Here is a 2,251-nt window from a genome sequence, read left to right as displayed (position 1 = left end):
CTATATCCCCACATCTTGCGATGATGTCAATGACCTCAGTCTTCATACGCCCAAAGAATGATTCCATAGGGGCGTTGTCCTGACTGTTTCCTCTTCTGGACATTGACTGGATGAAATCATTCTCATTAAGAAGCTGTTTGAACGATGTTGACAGATACTGTGAACCCTGGTCACTGTGGCAGTATACCTCCAGATTCTTAGGGAACTCGTCCTTATGATTCTCCATCATATTATTGAACGCCTTCTGCACAAGAGATACATCCATTCTCCCTGATACATAATGACCTAGTATTTCAGTTGTATAGGCGTCCTTGAACGCACACATATAGGCTGGAGTACGGCTATAGCCGTAATGAATATAAGTGATATCAGTAAGGATGACCTGTCTTACTCCCAGCTTGAAGTTGCGGTTAACGAGATTAGGCTTCGCCATGCACTCATGATGGTGGGTTGCCTGTCCCTTGTATGCATCCTTTTTGGGAAGCTGTGCAGTTATCTGCATCTTTTTCATGATGGCTGAAGCTCTTGATACGCTGATATTGTAATTGAACCTTCTGAACATATGTCGGCGGAAGGTTCGCTTTCCAGGAACGAATCCAAGTGTTTTAATGATCTCCTTGAAGCACTGCATCACATGGCTTTCATCCTGTTTTCTAGCTGCCTGCTTCCCGTCTCTATCCTCCCTGCGTGCCACATAATTATAATAACCGGTGCTGCTTACACCAAACATCTTGAAGACTCTGGTGTTGGTATAACCATTCTCTTCTGCCTTTCCTCTGCTTATGTAGTCATAAGCCATGAAGAGCTTGTCCTCCTTTACTTCTTGGCGCTGTAGGATGAGTATATCTCCTCCAGTATGGAAGGCATTTTTTTTGAAATTCTACGTAATCCTCAAGATATCTGATACGAGCCTCCTAGTATGCAACCTTCTCTTCGAGAGTCATTTCAGGCATCTCCTCAATAGGGATGCTTCCATCATAGTTCTCAGCCTTTGGTTCAAACTCCCCGTTCTTCGCTTTCTGTCTTGCACGCTTGGCTGCAGACTGAGCACAGTTCTTTCCAAGCTTCTTTGTATCGAACCCTAATGATTCATAAGCCTCGATTGATGTCATTCCACTTTCAAGCTGCTTGTACAGTGCAACATAGAAGTCCTTTGTATAGATGAATGCATCCATATTCTTTGTAAGCTCTGCAACGAACTTATTATCTGAATGTGCAATAACTGCATCTCTATGCGCAAGTCTCTGCGCCTCTGTCTGCTGCTGCCTGTTCTTCTTTCTTTCCTGAGCCATATAATTCCATATCCTCCTCTGTCAGAGCGCCAAGCTCAACCGCACGCTTGAGCGCCTTTTCTCTCGCTTTTTTCATCATTTTATCATACTTTTCCTGTTCATTTTGAAGATAATCTGAATATTCACTATCAGATAATGAATTAAGATAGTCTTCATATTCAGCAGGTGTCATCTTATTGCGTGTCCACTGAGGACGCTCATTATTGTAGTAGTATACATAATTATCTATCATTTCCTTCACTTCTTCCGGAGTGGAACAGCCAGACAGATCGCACTCATCCTTCATATGTCCAAAGAAGGATTCCTGGCTTGCATTATCCCAGCAGTTACCCCTGCGTGACATGGACTGTCTGTATCCTAGTTTCTTAAGCCTGTCCTGAAATAAATCATTAAAATAGAGGGATCCCTGATCAGAATGGAAGATGGCATCTTGAGAATAATCAAGAGTATCTATTGTATCCATAACTAGATTAAGGCCATTGCATGAAGAAGTGATATGACTTACAACTCGCCCGCTTACTGCATCCTTTACACATGACAGGTATTCAGTTCTGTTCAGCCCGTATTTCAGATAGCTTACATCCGTAAGCAGTATCTCACCCGGCCTTGCCAGACGGAACATTCTCTTAAGAAGGTTTGGCTTCCTGTTGTTTTTTAATAATTCCCTGTTCGCTTTCAATTCAGTACGCTCCCTGCGGATGGCGCATATGCAGTTGTATTTTCTCATCAGTCTGAGAATCTTGTTTCTTCCAAAATGAACACCACATATATCAGGAAGCATCATATAGATAGTGCGCGTTCCTTTTCTGAATCCCTTATAATCAATGACCTTTTTTATGTATTCAAAATCAATCTCATCCTGTCTTTCCTTCATGCCGTAATTATCATCTGGTACTACGTCAAGAAAAAGTACCAGTCAAACTGAGATTTCTTTACTAATTCAATTACTCTTTACATAA

3 protein-coding genes are annotated in these 2,251 nt (G+C 41.9%); all 3 read right to left on the bottom strand.

Translation table 11 applies throughout. The annotated features are described in order from the left end of the window. Positions 1 to 799 (bottom strand): IS3 family transposase (locus tag ACFOZZ_RS03400; protein ID WP_376814704.1); only part of this gene is annotated, 799 nt, incomplete at its 3' end. A 115-nt stretch (positions 800 to 914) separates the two neighbouring features. Further along, positions 915 to 1,292, bottom strand: a complete 378-nt coding sequence (locus ACFOZZ_RS03395) for a hypothetical protein (RefSeq protein ID WP_376814703.1) — start codon at positions 1,290 to 1,292, stop codon at positions 915 to 917. Continuing rightward, positions 1,231 to 2,166: an IS3 family transposase gene (locus ACFOZZ_RS03390; protein WP_376814702.1), complete on the bottom strand. Its 936-nt coding sequence runs from the start codon at positions 2,164 to 2,166 to the stop codon at positions 1,231 to 1,233. The genes ACFOZZ_RS03395 and ACFOZZ_RS03390 overlap by 62 nt, the downstream gene beginning before the upstream one ends. Positions 2,167 to 2,251: the final 85 nt, after the last annotated feature.

This window comes from Catenibacterium sp. GCM10023432, assembly GCF_042651925.1.
Lineage (GTDB): Bacteria > Bacillota_I > Bacilli_A > Erysipelotrichales > Coprobacillaceae > Catenibacterium > Catenibacterium mitsuoka.
Note: the sequence above shows the minus strand (reverse complement) of the source record. Positions and strands in the feature narration are given on the sequence as shown.